The sequence below is a fragment of the Streptomyces sp. NPDC004610 genome (genome assembly GCF_040609715.1).
Classification (GTDB): Bacteria; Actinomycetota; Actinomycetes; order Streptomycetales; family Streptomycetaceae; genus Streptomyces.
In genome coordinates this window covers 1-19928 of the sequence record NZ_JBEXLA010000075.1, presented here as the reverse complement: position 1 = coordinate 19928, position 19928 = coordinate 1, and the positions used below count along the sequence as shown (strand labels likewise).

At 69.8% G+C, this 19928-nt stretch carries 11 protein-coding genes, 1 tRNA gene and 1 rRNA gene; 12 read left to right on the top strand and 1 reads right to left on the bottom strand.

The features are described from left to right. The 3 genes from rrf to ABZX40_RS40970 form a co-directional block, all read left to right on the top strand. Positions 1–84 (top strand): 5S ribosomal RNA (gene rrf / locus ABZX40_RS40980); the annotation flags it as partial. Positions 85–195: 111 nt separating this feature from the next. Next, a complete protein-coding gene (locus ABZX40_RS40975) occupies positions 196–858 on the top strand; it encodes a DegT/DnrJ/EryC1/StrS family aminotransferase (protein ID WP_355751003.1) in 663 nt (220 codons plus the stop codon). 84 nt (positions 859–942) lie between these two features. Further along, positions 943–1015, top strand: a tRNA-Thr gene (locus ABZX40_RS40970). A gap of 67 nt (positions 1016–1082) precedes the next feature. Here the strand turns inward: ABZX40_RS40970 and ABZX40_RS40965 are convergent. Next, complete coding sequence (locus ABZX40_RS40965) at positions 1083–3830, bottom strand: SpoIIE family protein phosphatase (RefSeq protein WP_355750977.1); 2748 nt, start codon at positions 3828–3830, stop codon at positions 1083–1085. A gap of 430 nt (positions 3831–4260) precedes the next feature. Between ABZX40_RS40965 and ABZX40_RS40960 the strand changes: the two genes are divergently transcribed. The 9 genes from ABZX40_RS40960 (at position 4261) to ABZX40_RS40920 (ending at position 19801) form a co-directional block, all read left to right on the top strand. Continuing rightward, positions 4261–9720 (top strand): HAMP domain-containing protein, encoded by a 5460-nt coding sequence (locus ABZX40_RS40960; protein ID WP_355750980.1) that lies wholly within the window; start codon positions 4261–4263, stop codon positions 9718–9720. A 368-nt stretch (positions 9721–10088) separates the two neighbouring features. Beyond that, the gene (locus ABZX40_RS40955) at positions 10089–10772 is read left to right on the top strand and encodes a response regulator (RefSeq protein ID WP_355750983.1); all 684 of its coding nucleotides are present in this window, start codon (positions 10089–10091) and stop codon (positions 10770–10772) included. A 221-nt stretch (positions 10773–10993) separates the two neighbouring features. Beyond that, complete coding sequence (locus ABZX40_RS40950) at positions 10994–13759, top strand: DNA translocase FtsK (RefSeq protein ID WP_355750985.1); 2766 nt, start codon at positions 10994–10996, stop codon at positions 13757–13759. 512 nt (positions 13760–14271) lie between these two features. Continuing rightward, positions 14272–15120, top strand: a complete 849-nt coding sequence (locus ABZX40_RS40945) for a RodZ domain-containing protein (RefSeq protein ID WP_355750987.1) — start codon at positions 14272–14274, stop codon at positions 15118–15120. Between the two features lie 210 nt (positions 15121–15330). Further along, a complete protein-coding gene (rimO, locus tag ABZX40_RS40940; RefSeq protein ID WP_355750989.1) occupies positions 15331–16962 on the top strand; it encodes a 30S ribosomal protein S12 methylthiotransferase RimO in 1632 nt (543 codons plus the stop codon). A 338-nt stretch (positions 16963–17300) separates the two neighbouring features. Then, complete coding sequence (pgsA, locus tag ABZX40_RS40935) at positions 17301–17984, top strand: CDP-diacylglycerol--glycerol-3-phosphate 3-phosphatidyltransferase (RefSeq protein WP_355750991.1); 684 nt, start codon at positions 17301–17303, stop codon at positions 17982–17984. Continuing rightward, entirely contained in the window at positions 17981–18526 is a 546-nt protein-coding gene (locus tag ABZX40_RS40930; protein WP_355750994.1) for a CinA family protein, read from the top strand. Before pgsA ends, ABZX40_RS40930 begins: the two co-directional genes overlap by 4 nt. Positions 18527–18635: 109 nt before the next feature. Beyond that, positions 18636–19010 carry a helix-turn-helix transcriptional regulator gene (locus ABZX40_RS40925; RefSeq protein ID WP_355750997.1) on the top strand — a complete coding sequence of 125 codons (375 nt, stop codon included), beginning with the start codon at positions 18636–18638 and terminating at the stop codon, positions 19008–19010. Between the two features lie 320 nt (positions 19011–19330). Beyond that, complete coding sequence (locus tag ABZX40_RS40920) at positions 19331–19801, top strand: DNA starvation/stationary phase protection protein (protein WP_355751000.1); 471 nt, start codon at positions 19331–19333, stop codon at positions 19799–19801. The last annotated feature ends 127 nt before the right edge of the window (positions 19802–19928 follow it).

Below are 19928 nucleotides of genomic sequence, written 5' to 3'. Positions count from 1 at the left end.
TACATTCCGAACCCGGAAGCTAAGCCTTACAGCGCCGATGGTACTGCTGGGGGGACCCGGTGGGAGAGTAGGACGCCGCCGAACAAATTTTGAGGCTGGATCCCGAACTTCGGTTCGGGGTCCAGCCTTTTTTCGTTGTGTGTCACTCGCAGTTCACGTTACGCAATCAGCATCCGAAGCATGGGTACTGCTGCACTGCTCAGGGCCGCTGGTGTCGGCATCGGTGATGAGGTCATCGTGCCTGCGTTTGGGAACGTCGAGGTCGCCGAGGCTGTGGCCCTGGTGGGGGCGGCGCCGGTGTTCGCCGACATAGATCCGCTGACGTACTGCCTGGATACCGTGGCGGTCGAGGCGGCGGTAAGTCCTCGGACCGCGGGGGTGGTTGTGGTGCATCGGTTCGGGCGGCCGGCGGATCTCGGGGGGATGCATGCCGTCGGGCAGCGGCGTGGGCTGCTGGTGCTGGAGGCGGGGGAGTCCGGGGCGCCGTACGACGAGGTTGCTCAGCGGCGGCAGCGGGCGGGGTATCTCGATGCGAAGCTGCGGGGGGTGTGCACGCCCGAGGGTGGGGTGGGGCATACCTATCAGCAGTATGTGGTGCGGGTGCTCGGGAATGGGCGGCCGGACCGAGATGCTTTCGCGCGGGCTCTGCGGGCCAGGGGAGTTGACTGCCGGGTGCCGGTGAAGACCCCGGTGCACCGGATGCCGGAATTCCGGCGGTGTGTGTCGCTGCCGGAGACCGAGCGGGCCGCGGATGAGACGCTGGCGCTGCCGGTGGATGCCGGATTGACCAAGCGGGATATGCAGCGGGTGGTCGCGGCCTGCAATACGCTCGGCGGACTGCTTCAGCCCGCTTTCTGATCGTGGTTGGGAGCACAGGTCCGTTCAGGGTATGATCTATTCCGTTGCTGCGAGGGAAGCAGAGAAACCTCGACAAGGCAACAGGCCCCTATAGCTCAGTCGGTAGAGCGTCTCCATGGTAAGGAGAAGGTCAACGGTTCGATTCCGTTTGGGGGCTCCGAGAAGTACAGAGAGAAAGAAGCCTCCGCCCGGTTGGGCGGAGGCTTCTTTCGTTGTGGGTGTGGTCAGTTGGGCAGGCCGGGGACGCGCATCGCCAGGATGGCCATGTCGTCCGAAGGGGCGTCCGAGGCGAAGCGTTCCACCGCGCGCATGACCCGGGCGGCCACCGCGCCGGCCGTGAGGCCCGTGCAGGTGGTGAGGACCTCGGTGAGACCGTCGTCGCCCAGCATGCGGGTGCCCTCGCGGCGTTCGGTGACGCCGTCCGTGACGCAGAGGAGGACATCGCCGGGGTCGAGGGTGATCGTCTGCTCGTAGAGTTCCAGGTCCTCCAGGACGCCGAGGAGGGGCTGGGGTTCGGCGGCCGGTTCGACCGTGCCGTTCTGGCGCAGGCGGAGGGGGAGCGGGTGGCCGGCGCAGACGATCTTCAGCTCCGCGCTGCCGTCCTCGCGGGGGCGCAGCTCGCCGTAGAGGAGGGTCAGGAAGCGGCTGCGGGCGCCCTCGTCCAGGATGGCGGAGTTGAGGCGCTGGAGGACGGCGGGGCCGCTGAGGCCCTCGCGGGCGAGGAGGCGCAGGGCGTGCCGGGCGAGGCCGGTGACGGCCGCCGCGTTGGGGCCCGTACCGCAGACGTCTCCGATGGCGAAGCCGTAGGTGTTCTCGCCGATGGGGAAGACGTCGTAGAAGTCGCCGCCCACTTCGTTGCCCTCGCCGGCCGCGCGGTAGATGACGTCGACCTCCACGCCGTCGATCTGGGGGAGGCCGGGGGGCAGGAGGCTGCGCTGGAGGGACTGGCTGATGGCCGTGCGCTCGGAGTAGAGGCGGGCGTTGTCCAGGGCCAGGGCGGCGCGGCGGGAGAGGTCCTCGCCGAGTTCCAGGATCTCCTGGCGGAAGTGTTCGTCGGTGGGCTTGCCGAGGGTGAGCATGCCGATGACGCGGTTGCGGGCGACCAGGGGGAGGACGACCGTTTCGCCGCCGACCGCGGAGGCGGTGGCGAGGGTGGTGCTGATGCCGGCGCTGATGGAGGCGGGTTCGCTCAGGCCGAGGCTGCGCATGGAGGTGCGCAGGGCGGCCTGGTGGGCGGCTTCGGCGGGGGCCGTCCAGACATGGGCGCCGGGGGTGGGGACCGGCTCGGGCGGGGGGATCTTGGAGAGCAACGATTTGATGCCGTCGATGAGTTCCTCGTCCTCGTGCAGGACGTAGGAGAGGTAGGGCTCGGATGCCTGGTCGGCGATGGTGTAGACGGCGCACCAGGTGGCGAGGGTGGGGACGGTCATCTGGGCCATGAGGGCGAGGGTCTGGTCGCGGTCCAGGGTTCCGGCGAGGAGGTCGGAGGCCTCGACGAGGAAGCTGAGGGAGCCTCTTCGCAGCCGTTCCAGCTCGCCGAGGCGGGCGGATTCGACGGCCAGGGCGATGCGGTCGGCGGCGAACTGGAGGCGCAGGGCCTCCTCGTTGGAGTAGCGGCCCGGGGCTTCGGCGGCGACGCCGAGGGAGCCGGTGAGTCGGCCCTCGACCTTGAGCGGGACGGTGACGACCGAGCGCATCCCGGTGCCGTTGAGGAGCGGGACGGCGCCGGGGACGGAGGAGAGGTCGTCGTGGACGGCGGGCATCCGGGCGGAGCCGTAGCGGCCGGGGCCGGCCTCGACGGGGACGCGGGCGAAGCGCTGGCGGGCGGAGGGCAGGCCGGTGGAGGCGCGGACCTCCAGTTCCGTCTCGTCGTCGGTGGCGAGGAGGAGGAAGGCGGAGTCGGCGTCGAGCATGTCGCGGGCGCGTTCGACCGTGCGCTGGAGGAGGCCGTCGAGGTCGTCGGGGGCGGGGGAGCCGATGAAGACCTCGAAGGGGTCGCTGCTCTGGCCCTCGGCGTTCTTGGCGGTGTCGGAGGAGGAGACGCGCACCGGGGTCTGGAGGACCGCGCGCTCGTCGTCGCGGACCAGGAGACAGACGGTGGAGGGGTCGCCGTCGGTGTCGCGGACGCGGAGGTGGGAGGCGTAGACCGGGACGACGCGGCCGGCGGCGTCGCGGATGCCGTAGCTGCCTTCCCAGCGGGAGAGCCGGAGGGCTTCGGCGATGCCGGTGCTGGTGCCGGGGGTGTGGGGCCAGGCGGCGAAATCGGTAAGAGGCTTTCCGGTCACCTGTTCGGAGGGGTAGCCGAAGAGCTCCTCGGCGTCCTCGTTCCAGGCGGAGACCGAGCCGGTGCGGTCGATCTGGATGACGGCGACACGGACCCGGCCGTCGGCCAGCGGGAGCAGGTCGGCGGGGAGGCAGGGGCCGGCGGCGCGGGTGCCGACGGCCCGCTCGGGGAGGTCGATCTGGAACCAGACCTGCTTGTGGGTGGGGGTGTAGTCGACGCCCCAGCGGCCGGCCAGGGCGGCGCAGAGCTGGAGGCCGCGACCGCCCTCGCGGTCGAGGTTGCCCATGGCGGCGGCGGAGCCCTGGAGCGGGATCTCGCGCTCCGGATAGCGGTCGGCGACCTCGATCCGGACGCCGTCCTCGCTGCGCAGGCACAGGACGTCGGCGGCGGTGCCCGCGTGGACCACGGCGTTGGTGACCAGCTCGCTGGTGAGGACCACGGCGTCGTCGACGATGTCGGCGAAGCCCCAGCCCTGGAGGGTGTCGCGGACGAAGGAGCGGGCGGAGGCGACCGAACGCCCGAGGGGCTCGAAGCTGGCGGCCGCACGCGCGGTGATCACGGAACTCCTCGACCGGTCGTCCATGTGCAGGGCTTGCTGGCCGGCCGGCTCCCGCCGCGACTGCGACGGCAGACCACCCGTCGGCCGGGGGTCCGGGGAGTGTCCCCCGGGGATCAGTCCGGTGGTCATGGTGACGGCCGCCCCTCCGATGCCCGCTCGTTCTCGTACCACCGCCCAGGCCGGACGGACCGGCGTGGCTGGACAGCCGCATGCAAGGTTACTTACCTTCCCCGTCCATGCGGATGCCGGTCGCCGGTGTTTCCGTCCGGAGGGTGTGCGGACGGTGTGCGAAGCTGCCGAACTGTTATGGCCTGGTTCAGCCGGGGTGAAACACTGGGCAGGCTTCCGATGAAGGTCCGGGCGGGCCGAGTGGGACGCGCGCGAGGTGGGCAGCAGCCCCCCTGTGCGGTCCCCACGCCGCCCGGAGCGGGGTGGCGCCGGGGGACGGCGGCCCGGTACACCGGAGTGCGGGAACGGAACCACCTGAGAACACGGAACCACCTGAGTACGGAACCACCTGAGCACGGCAGCAATGGTCGACCCCTGCGGGAGGGACACAGTGGAGTCTGGCGCAGCGACGCGGGGCACGAGGACGCGCGCGAAGGGCGGACATTCCCTGGAGAAGCGGCGTACACCACGCGGCGGCACCACCACGGTGGACACGGCCGCCCTGGACCGGCTGCTGACCGCGCTGGTGGCCATGCGGGACGGGAACTTCCGCAAGCGGCTCACGGTGTCCGGCGACGGGGTGATGGCGGAGATCGCCGCCGTCTACAACGAGGTCGCGGAGCGCAATCTCCATCTCACCGGTGAGCTGTCGCGGGTGCGGCGGGTGGTCGGGCGGGACGGCAAGCTGACCGAGCGGCTGGAGGCGGGGGCCCTGGAGGGCTCCTGGGGCGCCGCGGTCGACGCCTCGAACGCCCTGGTCGACGATCTCGTACGGCCGGTGTCCGAGGTCAGCCGGGTGCTGTCGGCGGTGGCCGAGGGGGATCTGTCGCCGCGCATGGAGCTGCGGCAGCAGACGCCGGAGGGGCCGGGGAATCCGCTGCGGGGTGAGTTCCTGAAGGTCGGGCGGACGGTCAACAACCTGGTCGATCAGTTGTCGACGTTCACGGACGAGGTCACCCGGGTCGCCAGTGAGGTCGGTACCCAGGGCAAGCTCGGCGGTCAGGCGCGGGTGCGCGGGATGTCGGGTTCGTGGAAGGACCTCACGGAGTCCGTCAACACCATGGCGAACCGGCTGACCGCGCAGGTGCGGGACATCGCGCTGGTGACCACGGCGGTCGCCAAGGGCGATCTGTCGCGCAAGGTCACGGTCGATGTGGCCGGCGAGATGCTGGAGCTGAAGGTCACCGTCAATACGATGGTCGACCAGCTCTCGGCGTTCTCCTCCGAGGTGACCCGGGTGGCGCGCGAGGTCGGCACCGAGGGCGAGCTGGGCGGCCAGGCCCAGGTGTCCGGCGTGGCGGGGGTGTGGAAGGAACTCACCGACTCGGTGAACACCATGGCGGGCAATCTGACCGCCCAGGTGCGGGGAATCTCACAGGTCACCACGGCGGTCGCGAACGGCGATCTGTCGCAGAAGGTGACCGTGCAGGCGCGCGGCGAGGTCGCGCAGCTTGCAGAGACGATCAACCAGATGACCGAGACCCTGCGGATCTTCGCCGACGAGGTCACCCGGGTCGCCAACGAGACCGGCGGCGAGGGGCGGCTCGGCGGGCAGGCCAACGTGCCGGGCGCGGCCGGTACCTGGAAGGACCTGACCGACTCGGTCAACACGGTCTTCCGGAACCTGACCACCCAGGTCCGGGACATCGCGGCCGTCACGACCGCCGTGGCCAGCGGTGATCTGTCGCAGAAGGTCACGGTGAACGTGGCCGGCGAGATGCTTGAGCTGAAGAACACCGTGAACACGATGGTGGACCAGCTCTCCGCGTTCTCCTCCGAGGTCACCCGGGTCGCCCGGGAGATCGGTGTCGAGGGCGAGCTGGGCGGGCAGGCGCAGGTGATGGGCGCGGCCGGGACCTGGAAGGACCTCACGGACTCGGTCAACACCGCCTTCCGTAATCTGACCGGGCAGGTCCGCAATATCGCCCAGGTGACCACGGCGGTCGCCAACGGTGATCTGTCGCAGAAGGTCACCGTCGATGTCTCCGGCGAGATGCTCCAGCTGAAGAACACCGTGAACACCATGGTGGATCAGCTGTCGTCGTTCGCCGAGCAGGTCGTGCGGATGGCCCGGGAGGTCGGCACCGAGGGCCGTCTCGGCGGGCAGGCGCAGGTGCCGGGGGTCTCCGGGACCTGGAAGGAACTCACCGACTCGGTGAACTCCATCACCGGCAATCTGACCGCCCAGGTGCGGCAGATCGCGCAGGTCACCACCGCGGTGGCGCGGGGTGATCTGTCGCAGAAGATCACCGTGGACGCGCGCGGGGAGATCCTGGAGCTGAAGAACACCGTCAATACGATGGTCGACCAGCTCTCCGGCTTCGCCGACCAGGTGACGCGGGTGGCGCGCGACGTGGGTACGGAGGGCCGTCTCGGCGGGCAGGCGCAGGTGCCCGGTGTCGCGGGGGTGTGGCGGGACCTCACGGACTCCGTGAACGGCATGGCGGGCAACCTCACCGCCCAGGTGCGGCAGATCGCCCAGGTCGCCACGGCGGTCGCCCGCGGTGATCTCTCGCAGAAGATCACGGTCGACGCGCGGGGCGAGATCCTGGAGCTGAAGAACACCCTCAACACGATGGTGGACCAGCTCTCCTCGTTCGCCGAGGAGGTCACCCGGGTCGCCCGGGAGGTCGGCACCGAGGGGAAGCTGGGCGGTCAGGCGGAGGTGCAGGGCGTCTCCGGGACCTGGAAGGATCTCACCCAGTCGGTGAACTTCATGGCGAACAACCTCACCGTGCAGGTGCGGTCCATCGCCGATGTCACCACTGCGGTCGCCAAGGGCGACCTCTCCAAGAAGATCACCGTCGACGCCAAGGGCGAGATCCTCGAACTCGTCACGACGGTGAACACGATGGTCGATCAGCTGTCGTCCTTCGCGGAGCAGGTGACCAAGGTGGCCCGCGAGGTCGGCACCGAGGGCATCCTCGGCGGCCAGGCGCATGTCCCCGGTGTCGTCGGCATCTGGAAGGACCTCAGCGACAACGTCAATCTGATGGCCAAGAACCTGACCATGCAGGTGCGCAACATCTCGCAGGTCGCCGCGGCGGTCGCCAACGGCGATCTGACCCGGACGGTGACGATCGAGGCGCGGGGCGAGGTCGCCCAGCTCGCCGACACCTTCAACACCATGGTCAAGACGCTGAGTTCGTTCGCCGAGCAGGTCACCAAGGTGGCCCGGGAAGTGGGCACGGACGGCATCCTGGGCGGCCAGGCGAACGTGCCGGGCGTGGCGGGCACCTGGAAGGACCTCACCGAGTCGGTGAACCAGATGGCGTCCAACCTGACCGGTCAGGTCCGCAACATCGCCATGGTGACGACCGCCATCGCCAAGGGCGATCTCACCAAGAAGATCGACATCGACGCCCGCGGCGAGATCCTGGAACTCAAGACGACCATCAACACCATGGTCGACCAGCTCTCGTCGTTCGCGGAGGAGGTCACCCGCGTGGCCCGCGAGGTGGGCACCGAGGGACAGCTCGGCGGTCAGGCGCGGGTCAGGGACGTCGACGGCACCTGGCGGGACCTCACCGAGTCCGTGAACGAGATGGCGGAGAACCTCACCCGGCAGGTGCGGGCCATCGCGCGGGTGGCGACCGCGGTGACCCGGGGCGATCTCAATCTGAAGATCGACGTGGACGCCTCCGGCGAGATCCAGGAGCTCCAGGACTACATCAACAAGATGATCGCCAACCTGCGCGACACCACCATCGCCAACAAGGAGCAGGACTGGCTGAAGGGCAACCTGGCCCGGATCTCCGCCCTGATGCAGGGCCGCCGGGACCTGGAGGACGTGGCCTCACTGATCATGAGCGAGCTGACCCCGGTGGTCGCCGCCCACCACGGGGCGTTCTTCCTCGCCATGCCGCTGCTGGACGGCAAGGACGTGGCGTCCGGGTCGGACGACGACTACGAACTGCGGATGCTGGGCTCGTACGGCTACTCCATGGGGTCCATGCCGACCTCGTTCCGGCCGGGGGAGGCGCTGGTGGGGACGGCCGCCAACGAGAAGCGCACGATCCTGGTGGAGAACGCGCCCAGCGGCTATCTGAAGATCTCCTCCGGGCTCGGTGAGGCGCCGCCCGCGCAGGTGATCGTGTTGCCGGTGCTGTTCGAGGGGAAGGTGCTCGGGGTGATCGAGCTGGCCTCCTTCACGCCGTTCACGCACATCCAGAAGGACTTCCTCAACCAGATCGCGGAGATGATCGCGACCAGCGTCAACACCATCTCCGTGAACACCAAGACCGAGGTGCTGCTGAAGCAGTCCCAGGAGCTGACCGAGCAGTTGCGGGACCGGTCGGAGGAGCTGGAGAACCGGCAGAAGGCCCTCCAGGTGTCCAACGCCGAGCTGGAGGAGAAGGCCGAACTGCTCGCCCGGCAGAACCGGGACATCGAGGTGAAGAACACCGAGATCGAGGAGGCCCGCCAGGTCCTGGAGGAGCGCGCCGAGCAACTCGCCGTCTCGATGCGCTACAAGAGCGAGTTCCTCGCCAACATGTCCCATGAGCTGCGTACGCCGCTGAACTCGCTGCTGATCCTGGCCAAGCTGCTCGCCGACAACGCCGACGGGAATCTGACCCCCAAGCAGGTCGAGTTCGCCGAGACGATCCATGGCGCCGGTTCCGATCTGCTCCAGCTGATCAACGACATCCTGGATCTGTCCAAGGTCGAGGCGGGCAAGATGGATGTCTCGCCGACCCGGATCGCGCTCGTCCAGCTCGTGGACTATGTGGAGGCCACCTTCCGGCCGCTGACCGCGGAGAAGGGCCTGGATCTGTCGGTGCGGGTCTCCCCGGAGCTGCCGGCCACCCTGCACACCGACGAGCAGCGGCTGCTCCAGGTGCTGCGCAATCTGCTGTCCAACGCGGTGAAGTTCACCGACTCCGGGTCGGTGGAGCTGGTGATCCGGCCGGCCGGGGCGGATGTACCGCAGTCCATCCGGGAGCAGCTTCTGGAGGCCGGTTCGGTGACCGACCCGGGGGCCGCGCTGATCGCGTTCTCGGTGACGGACACCGGGATCGGGATCGCCGCCAGCAAGATGCGGGTCATCTTCGAGGCGTTCAAGCAGGCCGACGGCACGACCAGCCGCAAGTACGGCGGTACGGGCCTCGGGCTGTCCATCTCGCGGGAGATCGCCCAGCTGCTCGGCGGGGAGATCCATGCGCAGAGCGAGCCCGGCCGCGGTTCGACGTTCACGCTGTATCTGCCGCTGCACCCCGGCGAGCTGCCCGTGCCGGGCTTCCAGACGGCGCCTCAGGGGCCCGAGCCGATGGCGATCGAGGCGCGTCCGGCGGTGCCCCAGATCGAGATGCCGGCGGAGGTGAAGTCGTACCACGAGACGCAGAGCGGGGCGGCGGCGCTGTTCCGGCGGCGGCGCCGGGGCTCGGAGGCGTTCTCGCGGCCCTCGGTGCAGCAGCCGCAGAGCTGGGCGCCGGAGCGGTCCGAGCTGGACCACGAACTGGTCGCGGGACTGCGGTTCGGCGGCGAGAAGGTGCTGATCGTGGACGACGACATCCGCAATGTCTTCGCCCTGACCAGCGTCCTGGAGCAGCACGGACTGTCGGTGCTGTACGCCGAGAACGGGCGGGAGGGCATCGAGGTGCTGGAGCAGCACGACGATGTCGCGGTCGTGCTGATGGACATCATGATGCCGGAGATGGACGGGTACGCGACGACCTCCGCGATCCGGCGGATGCCGCAGTTCGCCGGGCTGCCGATCATCGCGCTGACCGCGAAGGCGATGAAGGGCGACCGGGAGAAGGCGATCGAGTCCGGCGCGTCGGACTATGTGACCAAGCCCGTCGACCCGGATCATCTGCTGGCGGTGATGCGGCAGTGGATGCGGGTGGAGTGACCTCGGTGGGACGGCCGGGCACCTGATCGCGCGGGTGCTCCGGCATCGCGCGGGTCGTGGAGCGCAGGCCCGCGCGGGTGGGCCCGGGACGCGGGCGCGGCGAGTGTTCACACGGAGTTGCTGACACGGTGTGCTCGGCGCCGTGTGGACGTACGCGATTCGGGGAACCTTCTGGTCTCCCGTAGCGTTTCTGCTATGTGCACAGTGACATCACGGTGACAGGGTGTGGCGACGGGCGGGGTGCGGCTACGATGACCGGCACGAGGACGGGCGGCGAGACGGAGTCGTCCCCTGGGGTGGCCCGCGACGGTGCTTCCCCAAGTCCTTCGGACAGGGGAGGCCCCATGCCGGGGCGAGGAGGGCGGGCCATGGTGCAGAAGGCCAAGATCCTCCTGGTCGATGACCGGCCGGAGAATCTGCTGGCGCTGGAGGCGATCCTCTCGGCGCTCGATCAGACGCTGGTCCGGGCATCGTCCGGGGAGGAAGCGCTCAAAGCGCTGCTCACGGACGATTTCGCGGTCATTCTGCTGGACGTCCAGATGCCGGGGATGGACGGTTTCGAGACCGCCGCGCACATCAAGCGGCGCGAGCGGACCCGGGACATCCCGATCATCTTCCTCACCGCGATCAATCACGGACCGCACCACACCTTCCGCGGCTACGCGGCCGGTGCGGTCGACTACATCTCCAAGCCGTTCGACCCATGGGTGCTGCGGGCGAAGGTCTCGGTGTTCGTCGAGCTGTATATGAAGAACTGCCAGCTGAGAGAGCAGGCGGCGCTGCTGCGGCTCCAGTTGGAGGGCGGCGGCGGCAAGAGCGGTGCCGGGGCCGGGAAGGAACCGGTCGGGCTGCTCGCCGAGCTGTCCGCGCGCCTCGCCGCCGTCGAGGAGCAGGCCGAGGCGCTGTCCAAGCAGCTCGACGACGAGTCCGCGGACGCGGCTGCGGTGGCCACGGCGGCGCACCTGGAGCGCAAGCTGACCGGACTGCGGCGGGCGTTGGATGCGCTGGAGCCGGGGGCGGGTGGGCCGGCGGCGGTTTCTTCGCCGCACTGACGGGTTCGTGGAGTTCGGTTCCACCGGGTTCCTCCTTGGGGGCGCGCGTGATGTGTGCGCCCCCCCCGTGTCCCCCGTTCCTCCCCCGTAAGTTCCGGCCATGGCCCTCGCCCGCGTGAGCCCCTCACATCCCGTCAGTTGCAGAGCCCCCAGGGCGACACGAATGGGTGAAGGCACCGCCACGCCGGTCGACGCCCCGGCGCGGCGGTACTCTCGCACCTATGGCCTCACGTCCCTCCGCAGCCAAGAAGCAGCCCGCCAAGAAGGCGGCGGCTCCGGCGAGGAAGGGCGCCGCCAAGAAGGCCCCGGCTCCGGCGAAGAAGGCGCCCGCCAAGAAAGCCGCCGGCAAGCCCCCCGCGAAGCGGGCCGTCAAGAAGGCCGCGCCCCCGCCCAAACCGGCGCCCAATCCCACCGGCGGCGTGTACCGGCTGGTGCGCGCCCTCTGGCTCGGGCTGGCGCACGCCGTGGGCGCGGTGTTCCGCGGCATAGGGCAGGGCGCCAAGAATCTGGACCCGGCCCACCGCAAGGACGGCGTCGCGCTGCTCATGCTGGCGCTCGCCCTGATCGTCGCCGCCGGTACCTGGTCCAATCTGCGCGGCCCGGTCGGCGACCTCGTCGAGATGCTGGTGACGGGCGCCTTCGGGCGGCTCGATCTGCTGGTGCCGATCCTGCTCGCGGTCGTCGCGTTCCGCTTCATCCGGCACCCGGAGCAGCCCGACGCCAACGGACGGATCGTCATCGGGCTGTCCGCGCTGGTGATCGGCGTGCTCGGCCAGGTGCACATCGCGTGCGGCTCGCCCCCGCGCACCGACGGCATGCAGGCGATAAGGGACGCCGGAGGGCTCATCGGCTGGGGCGCGGCGACACCGCTGTCGTACACGATGACCGATGTGCTGGCCGTGCCGCTGCTGGTGCTGCTCACGGTGTTCGGGCTGCTGGTGGTCACCGCCACGCCGGTGAACGCGATCCCGCAGCGGCTGCGGCAGCTCGGCGTCCGCCTCGGCCTCGCCCGGGACCCCGAGACGGAGGACGGGCGCAGCGACGACGACGAGCGCTACGACGACCAGTGGCGGGAGTCGCTGCCCGCGCGAAGCCGCAAACGCGGTGGGGCGGCCGACGGACCGTATGACTCCGAGGAAGCCGAGGAGGAGGCCCTCTCGCGGCGCCGTGGGCGTCCCAGGCGCTCGGCGGTGCCCCAGCCCGCGATGGACCGTCAGCTGGACGCCGTGGACATCGCGGCGGCTGCCGCGGCCGATCTGGACGGGGCCGTGCTGCACGGCATGCCACCCTCGCCGCTCGTCGCCGACCTCACCCAGGGCGTGCGGGTGGGCGACCGGGAGGACACCACCCCGACCCCCGTACCGTCGCCGTCGCCGGTCCCCGGGGCGCGGCCCCCGAAGGCCGGGCACCGGCAGGAGAAGCTCACGGGCGGGGTCCCCGACCTCACCAAGGAGCCGCCGGACGAACTGCGGGATCTGCCGGCCCGCGCGGAGCAGCTCCAGCTGTCCGGGGACATCACCTACTCCCTGCCGCCGCTGGACCTGCTGGAGCGCGGCGGACCCGGCAAGGCGCGCAGCGCGGCCAATGACGCGGTCGTCGCCTCGCTGACCACCGTCTTCACCGAGTTCAAGGTCGACGCCGCCGTCACCGGCTTCACCCGGGGGCCCACGGTCACCCGCTACGAGGTGGAGCTGGGCCCCGCGGTCAAGGTCGAGCGGATCACCGCGCTGACCAAGAACATCGCCTATGCCGTGGCCAGCCCGGATGTGCGGATCATCAGCCCGATCCCCGGGAAGTCGGCGGTCGGCATCGAGATCCCGAACACCGACCGGGAGATGGTCAACCTCGGCGATGTGCTGCGGCTCGCGGAGTCGGCGGAGGACGACGATCCGATGCTGGTCGCCTTCGGCAAGGACGTCGAGGGCGGCTATGTCATGCACTCGCTGGCGAAGATGCCCCATCTGCTGGTCGCCGGCGCCACCGGCTCCGGCAAGTCGTCCTGCATCAACTGTCTGATCACCTCGATCATGATGCGGGCCACCCCCGAGGACGTCCGGATGGTCCTGGTCGACCCCAAGCGGGTCGAGCTGACCGCCTACGAGGGCATCCCGCACCTGATCACGCCGATCATCACCAACCCGAAGCGCGCCGCGGAGGCCCTCCAGTGGGTCGTCCGGGAGATGGATCTGCGCTACGACGATCTGGCGGCGTACGGGTACCGGCACATCGACGACTTCAACGAAGCCGTTCGCAACGGCAAGGTGAAGCTGCCCGAGGGCAGCGAGCGGGATCTCCAGCCGTATCCGTATCTGCTGGTGATCGTGGACGAGCTGGCCGATCTGATGATGGTGGCGCCACGGGACGTCGAGGACGCGATCGTGCGGATCACCCAGCTCGCGCGGGCCGCCGGTATCCATCTGGTGTTGGCCACCCAGCGGCCGTCCGTCGATGTCGTCACCGGGCTGATCAAGGCGAACGTGCCCTCCCGGCTCGCCTTCGCCACCTCCTCGCTCGCCGACTCGCGGGTCATCCTCGACCAGCCCGGCGCCGAGAAGCTGATCGGCAAGGGCGACGGGCTGTTCCTGCCCATGGGCGCCAACAAGCCGACCCGTATGCAGGGCGCCTTTGTCACCGAGGACGAGGTCGCGGCCGTCGTCCAGCACTGCAAGGACCAGATGGCGCCGGTCTTCCGGGACGACGTCACCGTGGGCGGCAAGCAGAAGAAGGAGATCGACGAGGACATCGGCGACGATCTCGATCTGCTCTGCCAGGCGACCGAACTGGTGGTGTCCACGCAGTTCGGGTCGACCTCCATGCTCCAGCGCAAGCTGCGGGTGGGCTTCGCCAAGGCCGGGCGGCTGATGGACCTGATGGAGTCACGGAACATCGTCGGGCCGAGCGAGGGCTCCAAGGCGCGCGATGTGCTGGTGAAGCCGGATGAGCTGGACGGGGTGCTTGCGGTGATCCGGGGGGAGTCGGCGGGGTAGCGGGGACGGCGGGACGATGAGGGGCCGGCAAGGGATCGGGCTTCGGTGGGGCATCGGGATTCGGCGGGATAGCGAGGGGTCCCCGGGGTAGCCGTGGGGAATGAGGGACTCCGTACCGTCATCGTCCGGTGTGTCGCGTGAGGGGTGGGCCCAGGGGTGGGCCGTGGGGTGGCTCGTGTGCCGTCCGATGGGTGGCCCGGCCGGGGCATACGGGTGGTCGTACGGGTCCGGTTCGCGGCGCGGGCGTGAAGCCGATGCGGAGTCTCGCCCAAATCGTGATCCTGGTCGTGCTCCGTCAGGCGTCCTCATGACTCACCCGTAAGGGATCATTGAGCAACCGTTTCCCTTCGGCGTACGTCAAGTTGAGGGAAGCGGAGAACCGCTGTCCCACCATCGGCATGACGGGCCATACCGATGGCGTACAAAGTGCTGTCGCCCGGTTGCCCCACCCTTTCGTACCCCCTCAGACTGAACTTCCAGCACAGGTGGCTACACGCTCGAAAGGCGCCCCCGTGTCCATCGGCAACTTCCCTGAAGACGAGCGTCCCTTCGACGACGTATCCGACGTATCCGAGGAAGCCCACCTCTCCATCGGTCGTGCGCTCCGGCAGGCGCGGATCGAGGCCGGGCTGACCGTCGACGAGGTCAGTACCGCCACCCGGGTCCGGATCGCCATCGTGCACGCGATCGAGGCCGACAACTTCGCGCCCTGCGGCGGTGACGTCTACGCCCGCGGTCACATCAGGACCCTGGCCAAGGCCGTGCGCCTCGATCCGGACCCGCTGCTCGCCCGGTACGACGCCGATCACGGCGGACGGCCCGCCCCGACGCCGGCGGCCCCGATGTTCGAGGCCGAGAGGATCCGCCCCGAGCGCCGGGGGCCGAACTGGACGGCCGCCATGGTCGCCGCGATCGTCGCCGTGATCGGCTTCGTCGGGTTCACGGTGTTCAAGGGCGAGGCCGACGGCGGCGCCAAGGACCAGGTCGCCGGGGGTGCCACACCGTCGACCGGGGCGTCTGCCTCGCCGTCCGCCAAGACCAGCAAGCCCGCCGACCCCGCCCCCGACCCGACCGAGAGCGCCATCGCGGCGGCGCCGCAGGACAAGGTGACCGTCCAGGTCAGCGCCACGGACGGGCGCAGTTGGATCTCCGCCAAGGACCACAGCGGACGCCTGCTCTTCGACGGCCTGCTCAAGCAGGGCGACTCCAAGACCTTCCAGGACAGCTCCAAGATCAACCTGGTGCTCGGTGACGCCGGGGCGATCCAGCTGTATGTGAACGGCAAGAAGATCGACGAGGACTGGCAGCCGGGGGCTGTGGAGCGGCTGACGTACACGAAGGGGGATCCGCAGGCGGGGTGAGGCGCGCGCCTGCGCTGTGCGGGGGCGATTCCCTGGGGGCCGTTTCGGTGTTCGCTGTGCGGCTTCCGTGAGACGTCCCTGCGGCTCCTGTGCGACGGCCCGGCGAGGGTGGTGCGGGGGCGTGCCGGAGCGGTGCGGGGTCGGGGCCGGGCAGGATCACGCTGGCCCCGTCGGCGTGGGGTGTCAGTGGGACGAAGTAGTCTTGAGCCCATGCCTGAACGCCGTACCGTCGCACTCGTCACGCTTGGCTGCGCCCGAAACGAGGTGGACTCCGAGGAGCTCGCGGGCCGTCTGGAGGCGGACGGCTGGCAGCTCGTCGCGGACGCCGAGGACGCCGATGTCGCCGTCGTGAACACCTGCGGATTCGTCGACGCCGCCAAGAAGGACTCCGTCGACGCCCTGCTGGAGGCCAACGACCTCAAGGGACACGGCCGGACCCAGGCCGTGGTCGCCGTGGGCTGTATGGCTGAGCGGTACGGCAAGGACCTCGCCGAGGCTCTCCCCGAGGCCGACGGTGTGCTCGGGTTCGATGACTACGCGGACATCTCCGACCGGTTGCAGACCATCCTCTCCGGCGGGGTCCACGCCTCCCACACCCCGCGCGACCGGCGCAAGCTGCTGCCGATCAGCCCCGCCGAGCGGCAGGAGTCCGCGGCGGACGTGGCCCTGCCCGGTCATGGGGCTGCTGCCGGGGGGGCTGTGCCCGGCCGTGGGTCTGCCGGAGGTGCTCTGTCCGGCAGCCGGTCTGCCGGGGGTGCTCTGGCAGGTCAGGGCCGGGGTGATCTGTCTGACGGGGCCCTGGCCGGCGCGAGCCCGGCCGATCTGCCCGACGGCCTCGCGCCCGCGTCCGGCCCTCGCGCGCCCCTGCGCCGCAGACTCGACGGCTCACCGGTCGCCTCGGTCAAGCTGGCCTCCGGCTGTGACCGCCGCTGCACCTTCTGCGCCATCCCGTCGTTCCGCGGCTCCTTCATCTCCCGCCGCCCCAGCGATGTGCTGAACGAGACGCGCTGGCTGGCCGAGCAGGGCGTCAAGGAGATCATGCTGGTCTCCGAGAACAACACGTCGTACGGCAAGGATCTCGGGGACATCCGGCTCCTGGAGTCCCTGCTGCCCGAGCTGGCCGGGGTCGACGGCATCGAGCGGGTGCGGGTCAGCTACCTCCAGCCGGCCGAGATGCGGCCCGGCCTGATCGACGTACTGACCTCCACGCCCAAGGTCGCCCCGTACTTCGATCTCTCCTTCCAGCACTCCGCGCCCGATGTGCTGCGCGCGATGCGGCGCTTCGGGGACACCGACCGGTTCCTGGAACTGCTCGACACCATCCGCGGCAAGGCGCCCCAGGCCGGGGTGCGCTCCAACTTCATCGTCGGCTTCCCCGGCGAGAGCGAGGCCGACCTCGCCGAGCTGGAGCGGTTCCTCAACCACGCCCGGCTCGACGCCATCGGCGTCTTCGGCTACTCGGACGAGGAGGGCACGGAGGCGGCGACCTACGAGAACAAGCTGGATGCGGATGTCGTCGCCGAGCGGCTCGCCCGTATCTCCCGGCTGGCCGAGGAGCTTGTCTCGCAGCGGGCCGAGGAGCGCCTCGGGGAGACCCTGCGGGTGCTGGTCGAGTCCGTCGACCCCGAGGAAGGGGTGTACGGGCGCGGGGAGCACCAGGCGCCCGAGACGGACGGCCACGTGCTGCTCACGAGCGGCGAGGGCCTGACGGTCGGTCGTATGGTCGAGGCGAAGGTGGTCGGTACGGAGGGTGTCGACCTGGTGGCCGAGCCGCTGACGGTCGTGGGGTCGGCGGCCGGGCCGTGGGGCTCGGACGCGGGCCGTGAGGAGGCGGGCAGATGACGGGAGTCCCGGCGTCGGCCGCGGGGGGCTCCGCCGGGGTGAACGGGGTGCAGGGGGAGCGTGGGGCGCGTGGCGTGCAGGGAGTGCATGGAGCGCATGGAGCGCATGGGGTGAGCGGGGCGGGGGGTGCCGCGGAGGGGGGCGGTGCGGTGGGGGGTGGCGGTGGTCGTGTCGGGGGGGCTGGTGATGAGGTTGGTGGGAGTGGTGGTGCCGGTGGGGGTGGGGCTTCCGGAGGGGGCGGTTCCGGTGGTTCCGTCGGTTCGGGTGGTCCGGGGCGTGGGGTTTCCGGGGCGGAGGCCGAACGTGCGGTGGGTGCGGTGGGTGCGGAGTCGCGGGGCGTGACGGCGGGGGACGGCGGTGGTCTCGGTGACGACGGTGGGGAGTCGGACGGGCGGGCCCTGCGGGGCGGCAAGCTGGCCGCCGCGGCGGTCAATCAGGCGAGTGTCTGGAACATCGCCAACCTGCTGACCATGCTCCGGCTGGTGCTGGTGCCCGCGTTCGTCGCGCTGATGCTCGCCGACGGTGGCTATGACCCGGCCTGGCGGTCACTGGCCTGGGCGGCCTTCGCCATCGCCATGATCACCGACCTGTTCGACGGCCATCTCGCCCGTACGTACAACCTCGTCACCGATTTCGGGAAGATCGCCGATCCCATCGCCGACAAGGCGATCATGGGGGCGGCGCTGATCTGTCTGTCGTCGCTGGGCGATCTGCCGTGGTGGGTGACCGCCGTCATCCTCGGCCGGGAACTCGGCATCACGCTGCTGCGTTTTCTAGTCATTCGGTACGGCGTCATCCCGGCGAGCCGCGGCGGCAAGGTCAAGACCCTCACGCAAGGCGTGGCGGTCGGGATGTACGTCCTGGCATTGACGGGCTGGCTGGCCACCCTGCGGTGGTGGGTGATGGCGGCGGCGGTCGTTCTGACCGTGGTCACCGGCCTCGACTATGTACGACAAGCCATTGTGCTGCGCAGACAGGGAATCGCCGAGCGCAGGGCGGCGGCGGAGGAGACGGACGCGTGAATTCCACGGCCGCCGACGTGGTGCGACTACTGACAGTGAGGGGCGAGACGGTCGCTGTCGCCGAGTCGCTGACCGGCGGACTGGTCGCGGCGGAGCTGACATCGGTCCCCGGGGCGTCCAAGGTGTTCCGGGGGTCGGTCACGGCCTACGCGACCGATCTGAAGCACCGTGTGCTGGGGGTCGACGCCGGCCTGCTGGAGTCGCGCGGAGCGGTGGACCCGCAGGTCGCGGCGGAAATGGCCGTCGGAGTGCGGTCGGTGCTCGGCGCCGATTGGGGCGTCGCCACCACGGGCGTGGCGGGTCCCGACCCGCAGGACGGACAGCCCGTCGGGACGGTTTTCGTGGCCGTCGACGGGGCGGATGGAGCGGATTCCGATTCTGCCGGTGGCGGAAAAGTGCTGGCCCTGCGGTTGAACGGCGGACGCGAGGAAATCCGTATGGAGAGTGCACGGAGCGTACTCGCACTGCTTCTGGAGCAGCTTGCGGGCGAACAGACCGGGAATGAGCGGGCACAGGATACGGAACAGAACGGGGGGTTTTGATGTTTGCAGCCCTGAGTGAACACGACATCGCTCCCCGCACGGCCGCGGCGCTAGGCGGTACGGTGGGGCGTGAAGGATGCGGTTACGCGGTCCGAGGAGGGAGCCACCGATGATTCTGCTCCGTCGCCTGCTGGGTGACGTGCTGCGTCGGCAGCGCCAGCGCCAGGGCCGTACTCTGCGCGAAGTCTCCTCCTCCGCCCGAGTCTCGCTCGGCTATCTCTCCGAGGTGGAGCGGGGGCAGAAGGAGGCTTCCTCCGAGCTGCTCGCCGCGATCTGCGACGCGTTGGACGTACGGATGTCCGAGCTCATGCGCGAAGTGAGCGATGAGCTCGCCCTCGCCGAGCTGGCCCAGTCCGCTGCGGCCACTCCCAGCGAAGCTGTACCCACGCCGGTCCGACCGATGCTGGGTTCCGTCTCGGTGGCCGGTGTGCCTCCGGAACGGGTGACGATCAAGGCGCCCACCACCGAGGTGGTCGCCGCGTGAGATGCGTGCGTGTTCTCCGTCGCTGGTGCTGACGGGGGCGGGCGTGCTTGTGAGTAGGTGAAGCCCCGGTCCGGGCTTCTTCAGGGAGCGTGACTCTCTGGAGGGGTGGGCCGGGGTTTTTGCGTGTGGGGGAGTGGCCTGGCATGGGGATTGGGATGGGGATGGGATTGGGGGTGGGGCTGGGGATGGGGGTGGGGTCGGGACCAGGGCCGGGGTTACGGTTCCGGCTTGGTGAGTTGTGGGGTATTGCTCCGTTTGCCGGTCTTGGGGGTTGAGGTCATCGTGGAGGGACAGTTCTCGGGGCCTTCCACGGAGGTGCGATGTACGTCGTCAAGAGTCCGCTGCCCGAGGCGGACCTCAAGGTCGTGGCCGAAGCGCTCCAGTCCGCGCTGGTGGACCTCGTGGATCTGTCGCTCGTGGCGAAACAGGTCCACTGGAACATCATCGGGCCCCGCTTCCGGTCCGTACACCTTCAGCTGGACGATGTGGTCGCCTCGGCGCGGGCACACTCCGACACCGTCGCCGAACGGGCCTCCGCCCTCGGTGTCTCGCCCGACGGGCGGGCCGGGACGGTCGCGGCCGACAGCGGGATCGGTGCGGTGCCGAACGGCTGGATCAAGGACAGCGACGCCCTGCGGGTGCTGACCGACGCGCTCGGTGCGGCGATCACCCGGATGCGGGAGCGGGTGAACTCCACGGAGAAGCCGGATCCGGTGTCCCAGGACATGTTCATCGGGATCACGGCGGATCTTGAGAAGCATCATTGGATGTTCCAGGCCGCGAGCGATTGATCCCGCCTGACCCTGCTGGTCTCGTTGACCCCGTGACGGCGGAAGTGCAAAGCTCCCCGCAGGCGGTCTGATCGGCTCCCCGCAGGCGGACATGGAATGTCCCCGCTGATGGACGCGTGATCCCTCT